Origin of the sequence: Paenibacillus maysiensis, from assembly GCF_000520815.1 — a bacterium.
Lineage (GTDB): Bacteria > Bacillota > Bacilli > Paenibacillales > Paenibacillaceae > Paenibacillus > Paenibacillus maysiensis.
In genome coordinates this window covers 1-6,148 of the sequence record NZ_ASRY01000163.1, presented here as the reverse complement: position 1 = coordinate 6,148, position 6,148 = coordinate 1, and the positions used below count along the sequence as shown (strand labels likewise).

At 59.7% G+C, this 6,148-nt stretch carries 7 protein-coding genes; all 7 read right to left on the bottom strand.

Features of this window, described 5'->3' with window-relative positions; genetic code table 11:
• On the bottom strand, positions 1-630 hold a 630-nt coding region (locus L696_RS0110160; RefSeq protein WP_025683546.1), incomplete at its 3' end, for a hypothetical protein.
• A 53-nt stretch (positions 631-683) separates the two neighbouring features.
• Complete coding sequence (locus L696_RS0110155) at positions 684-1,433, bottom strand: polyketide synthase (RefSeq protein ID WP_025683545.1); 750 nt, start codon at positions 1,431-1,433, stop codon at positions 684-686.
• Between the two features lie 22 nt (positions 1,434-1,455).
• On the bottom strand, positions 1,456-2,229 hold the full coding sequence (locus L696_RS0110150; protein ID WP_025683544.1) for an enoyl-CoA hydratase/isomerase: 774 nt from the start codon (positions 2,227-2,229) through the stop codon (positions 1,456-1,458).
• Positions 2,229-3,488, bottom strand: coding sequence for a hydroxymethylglutaryl-CoA synthase family protein (locus tag L696_RS0110145; RefSeq protein ID WP_025683543.1), 1,260 nt, complete (start codon positions 3,486-3,488; stop codon positions 2,229-2,231). The genes L696_RS0110150 and L696_RS0110145 overlap by 1 nt, the downstream gene beginning before the upstream one ends.
• Before the next feature lie 11 nt (positions 3,489-3,499).
• Positions 3,500-4,726: a beta-ketoacyl synthase N-terminal-like domain-containing protein gene (locus tag L696_RS0110140; protein ID WP_025683542.1), complete on the bottom strand. Its 1,227-nt coding sequence runs from the start codon at positions 4,724-4,726 to the stop codon at positions 3,500-3,502.
• Complete coding sequence (locus L696_RS0110135) at positions 4,704-4,952, bottom strand: acyl carrier protein (protein ID WP_025683541.1); 249 nt, start codon at positions 4,950-4,952, stop codon at positions 4,704-4,706. The genes L696_RS0110140 and L696_RS0110135 overlap by 23 nt, the downstream gene beginning before the upstream one ends.
• Positions 4,949-6,148 (bottom strand): acyl carrier protein (locus L696_RS28455; RefSeq protein WP_209440950.1); only part of this gene is annotated, 1,200 nt, incomplete at its 5' end. The genes L696_RS28455 and L696_RS0110135, both read right to left, overlap by 4 nt.

Here is a 6,148-nt window from a genome sequence, read left to right as displayed (position 1 = left end):
GAGCGGCTCCGGCGGCGGCGAGAGAAACACGCGCGCCGTGTCCAGATGCGAGCATTTGGCGATCAGACGGCGCGGGAAGATCAGACGGCCGTTTTGACGGGACAGGCCCTTGAGGCGCAGATAGACCAGCGGGAGCGTCGGAGCGGAGAAGGCGGACACTTCGATCGCCTTCACGCCGTACTCGACGTACAGTTCCGCTGTGCGCCGCTCTTCGTCCGGGTCGTTCAGGTTGGCGATCAGGCACATGCCATACGGCTTGTCCGAACCCAGCCGCGCCTGAATGCGCTGCAGGACGGGCTCCAGTTCATGCACCTGAAAACCGGCGCTGCCAAAAAAGGCCAGCAGACCGGCCTGTCCCATGCGCACCACCATCTCCTCAGATGCGATCCCTCGATACATCGAGCCGGCAAAGTAACTCCAAATGGTGCGGTATCTCGTTTGGAACAGCGGATGGCCTAGCGATTCCGGCTGCAGGCGAACCGCCGGATCAACGGACAGTTCGCGCACAGCATTCGCAAGGGGGGCGGACATTTGCAACTCGTGGGATCGAGCCCGTGCAAGGGCCTGTTTGGCCTCTTCAGGGCTGATCTCTTTGGCTTCAAGCGCACGTAAGATCTCTTGTATCTTCATCTGAACCCCTCTTTTACAGCAAAATGTATGGTCGCAAGCACGGCGAGTGCTTGTTAATTTCCGAACAGGGAGATGATTCTGTCTTTCACTTCCGGTTCATGGAATGTCTTTTCATGCATGGCCATCTCTTGCTCGATCACGCGAGGCAGTTCCTCCCGGATCGGTCGGACCAGATGGTCCTTCAAGGTGATTAGCGACACTCTCGGTTTTTCTGCCAGTTGGCGCGCCAGCTGCAGCGCCCGGTTCATCACGTCTTCACGCGGAACGACGGGGAACGGCACGCCCCTTTTTTCCAAATCGGCGCCTCTGTAATTGTTGGCGCTCATCAGCATCTCCTCTCCGAGGGAGAAGCCCAACTTCTTCGGCACGATGTAGGTAGCCCCCATGCCGGGTGTGAATCCAAATCGCATAAAATTGGTCGTGTACACGCTCTCACGGCTCAAGATCACAAAGTCGGCAAACAGCCCGACGACAAACCCGCCGCCGATCGCATGCCCTTGCATCGCGGCGATCACCGGAACCTTACACTCCAAGGCGAGCGCGTAGACGTTCGCATCGGTGAACCGGCCTCTTCCTTCATGAATCGCCAGCAGCCCTTCCATCGTGCCGCCGGAGCAAAAATAATTGCCATAGCCGGTGAGGATGACCGCCTTGCAGCGTTCATTCGCGGCGATCTCCTCGAACGCTTCGATCAGGCCGCGCACCAGCCCTTCGGTAAAGGTGTTCTTCTGTTCCCGATCCTGCAAGGTCACTTGCACGATCCCCGTCTCGATCTCTCTGTACTCCACCACTGGATTCGTCATGTTCTCCTCCACTCTCCGTGGATCAGCTCTCCCACGGGAATTGCCCCGTTTCGATATAACGGAAAATCAGCTCTTGGTTGCGCGGATCTGCAAACACTTCCCGGTTCGCTTCGAGCGCCAACGGCTTGGCGCGGTGCAGACCGTCCTGCAAGCTGTTCATCAAGCGCTTGTATCGCTCGATGCCGCGCTTGGGCACATAGCGCAGCCGCATGAGATGCTTGCGAAGCAAGGTCTCGCTCTCTGCATCGCAGGCATCGACAAGCCCCCACTCCACGGCTTGTCGGACGTTGACCGGCTGCGTCATCAGCGTCAGATAGTTCGCCTTCTGAAAACCGATCCGCCGGATCAAAAACGGCAGTACGCATGCCGGCAGAAGTCCGAAGAGCAATTCGGACAAGGAGAACTCCGCCGTTTCATCCGCCAGCACGATATCGCAGGCGGCGACAAACCCGACGCCGCCTGCGTTGACCTTGCCGCGAACGTGCGAGATGGTGATAAACGGGCCAGTCGCCAGATCGAGCCACAGGTCGTACAGCGGCTCCGGTGACGGGTCGAGGCTCTGCCCGTTTGCCTTTTTCTCATGCAGCTCTTGAAAATCGGCCCCGAAGCAGAACACGTCCGGCAACCCCTCCAGCACGAGGATCGAAGCCTGTTCCCGGCAGTGATCGATCACCTGGCGACACTCGTACACCAAGCGCTCGTTGATCGTGTTCTTCGCCTCGGGACGGTTGAACTGCAAAAAGCACACCGGGCCTTGCATCCGCACCCGGATCGTCTCGAAGGCGGCCGCGTTCATCAGCACCACCGGTATTCTCGATGGAATTCTGAGATCTCTTCCAGATACAGGCGCTGTCCGGCTTGCCCGGAAGCGAGGGCGCCCGGGATCAGGTTCAAGTCCAGCTTGACATTGCGGGTGCCGAATTTGACGGCGCTGCTGCTGTGGAGAACCTTTTCATATTCGTCCATCGACAGTCGGTAGCGGTTGTTCAGTTGCTCTTGAAGCTTGAAGCCGCGCAGGACTTCTTGACTGCGAGGGGTGACGACGCCGCTGTAAAATTCGGAGCAGCAGCCCGAGCCATAGGAGAAGATCCCGATGCGCTTGTTCCCTTCAAACTGCCCGTTGTCGATCGTGCTCGCCAAGGAGAGCAGAACGGTGGCCCCCATGATGTTGCCCACGCGCTGGCAGTAGGTCAGACCCGGCACCACGCGCTGTTGGAAATCGGCTTCGATCTCCGGGCCTTTGACCTTGGCGATCTTGCGCATCATCGTGCGGTGCGCGCCTTTGACCATGCCGCCAAACGGCGTGTGGAAGGACAGGTACTGGAACGTGTCGCGGTACTCGACATCGGCGACGCGGCGCTGGTATTCCAGGAACGCATTCTCGCAGCAATCCAGATACGAGAGCAGGGAGAGGTCCGCGTCGCCCGCTTCGCTGTCGGCCACCGGGCGGCAGGTGTCCATCACCTCGTAGCCGTAATATCCGTTGGCTCCGACATCGACTTGGAACACGTGCGGCTTGTCGCTGACCAGAAGCGCCACCGCGCCTGCGCCGCCGCTCGGTTCGGCGAACGACCAGTCTTCGCTGAGCGCATCTCCGCCTTCGACGGCCAGGAACCGGGAGATGTCCGTGGCGACGACGAGCGCTTTGGCTCCGGGCGAGACTTGGGAGAGGATGAAGTTGATCGCCATCTGGAATCCGGCTGTGCCCGAATAGCAGGCTTGCTTGATCTCGAACAGGCGGCAGGTACGGCTCAGTCCCAGATGATGATGCACGTAGGTGCTGAGCGACTTGCCGAAGTCGATCCCGGATTCCGTGCAGGTGATCAGCAGTTCGATGCGGTTTTTTTCTTCCTCGGACAGCGCATCGACCACCGGCTTGGCCGCGTTGACGGCAAATGTCACCGGGTCTTCAAACGGCAAGGCGACCGCCTTTTGCTTCATCAGCAAATTTTCAAATCTGGGGATGTCCAGGTTTCGATGTCTGGCCAGATCCATGACATCGAGATACGCGGTCCCCCCGAACACATTCATCGCTTCGATACCGACGGCAACCATAGTCGTCCTCCTCATACTCGTTGTAAACAGATGGCGGTGTTAACGCCGCCAAATCCCATGCTCAGGCTCAGGGCTCTGTGCATGTCATGCGGCTCCGCTTCTCCACGCACCCAGTTGAACTCGACGTCCATCGGGTCCTCCAAGTTGCGGGTCGGATGCAGCTGAGACGCTCTCATCTGCAGCAGCGTGGCGACGATCTCCACAGCGCCGGCCGCCGTCAGCCCGTGGCCCGTGATCGACTTGGTGGCGTTGATGCGCGCCGCAAGCAGCCCGCATTCGCGCAGAGCCTGCAATTCGGTCTCATCGCCAATCCGCGATCCCGTTCCATGCGGGTTGATGTAGTCGATCTCCTCGGGTGACAGGCCCGCTCGTTCCAGCGCTTGTCGAATCACTCGAACCTCCCCCTCGCACGAGGGGTTCGGGTTGCGGTTGGCATCCATCGCCAGGCCCCAGCCGACCACGCTCGCGTAGGGTCGGACCTGCCTTTGGATCGCTTGTTCGGCCCGTTCGATCACGATGACGCCGCATCCTTCCCCGTAAATGAACCCGTCGCGTCCCTTGTCAAACGGACGGCATGCCCGAGTTGGGTCGTCCGCATAGCGGTCGCTTCCCATCGCGCCGAGTGCTCGTAATCCCTGAAGCTCCATGTAGGACAGATCCATCAAGCCTCCCATCGCGAGGCAGACATCAACTTGTCCCGAACGAACCGCTTCAGCGGCCTGCAAGACCGCCAACTGTCCGCTGGCCGAAGCCCCGCCGATCGTGTAGCCGAACCCGCGTATGCCAAACTGTTCGGTACACAGGCCGCTCAGGTCGCTGTCCAGAAAAGAGAGTCCGTAGGTCGGACGCAGAAAGTCGAGCTGGTCCCCGTAGGATTCATGCGTTTGCAGCAGTTCGCGCTGCTGCAGGTTGGAGCCGCCTACCACAAGGCCGATGCGGGACGGGTCGACCGTGCTGAGCTGCGCTTCGTCCCACGCCTCTTGCAAGGTGGCCAGCGCCACTTGCCCGGAAAAAGAGAGCGTGCGCAACAGCCGTTTGGTAAAACGCTCCGGAAGAGACAAGGAAGGAACCTCCGCTCCGAGGAAGGAGGTTCCTTTTTGTCTGCCCGGGCGTTGCATCACGCCGAACGCATGGCGGCCTGCCAGCAGAGCGGAGGTAAAATCCGACTTGCCCTGCCCGATGGCCGAGGTGACGCCAAGGCCCGTGATGAGCAACTCAGGCGGTCTGGAGCTTGCCATAGAGGACCTCGACCAGTTCACCGATGTTTTTCGCCGTGGACAGCTCGACGCGCGGGATCTTCAGGTCCAGCTCTTCGATGGTCATCATGACGATCTCCGCGCGATCCACCGAATTCGCACCAAGATTGGCCAGTTGGTCCGTCGGCTGGAAGGTGTGACCTTCCAACTCCGGGAGCACTTCACGGGTATTGCGGACGACGACTTCAAAGATCTCTTGTTTGGTCATTTTACTTCCTCCTTGATTTTGAACTGCTGAAACAATTGATCGGCTTGTTCGCTGTCGAGATTCCCTTCATACACCTGCAAAAGCAGATCGTCTACGGAGAGCTCCATTGCCGGCTGTTCCGCGATCGGATGCTTGTGCAGCTGCTTGCTCAAGTAGGCGGCCAATTCGCGAAGGGTCGGGTAGTCGTAGACTTTGGTCGCCGGGATGTCGGTGCCATGTTGCTGGTTGATTACGCGAATCCATTCCACTCCGACGATGGAGTCCAGGCCCATGTCGACGAACTTCCTGTCGAGGTCGATGTCGCTTGGCTGCAGGAACAGCGCGTCTGCGAGACTGGTGCGCAGTTCTTCTTGCAACGCCTCTGCGGACGGGGCACTGGGGATCGGGCTCGCCGTTTTGATCTCTGGCTGGCTAGGTTCGCTCGGCTGCACCTTCAGGGATTTTGACAGATAGGTAGCCAATTCGCGGACGGTCGGGTAGTCATAGACTTTGGTCGCCGGGATGTCCGTGCCGTACTGCTGGTTGATCACGCGAATCCATTCCACTCCGACGATAGAATCCAGCCCCATGTCGACGAACTTTTTGTCGAGGTCGATGTCGGCCGCTTGCAGGAACAACGCGTCTGCGAGACTTGCGCGCAATTCTTCGTGCAGGGTGGCCTCAGAGACGGAAGGAGCCGCCTTGGGAGCTTCGATTTGCGGTGCAGGCGTCGGTGCTGGTACAGGTGCCGTTGCCGCTCTTGGTGCGTTTTTGCTCAACACGTTTGCGATGTAGCCGGCAAACTCGCGGATGGTCGGGTAGTCATAGACTTTGGTCGCCGGGATGTCCGTGCCGTACTGTTGATTGATCACGCGAACCCATTCCACTCCGACGATGGAGTCCAGCCCCATGTCCACGAATGCCTTGTTCACGTCGACGTCGCTCGGCTGCAAGAACAGCGCTTCGGCCAGGGTCGCTTGCAGCTCTTTTTGCAAAGACTCCGCCGGGATGGATGCCGGAACAGACGGTGCAGGCACCGCCACTTTGATCTCCACAGGGGCCGATGCCGTCGTCGCTTGACCTACAGGTGACAGTTGAATCGGTCGACGGGGTGCTGACCGTTCCGAGGACGGCTCGCGGACAGCCGACAGCGGCTGCAGCGCGATCCCGTTCGTTCGGACGGAACGGTTCGATCTGCCGGAACGGTTCGACGACGC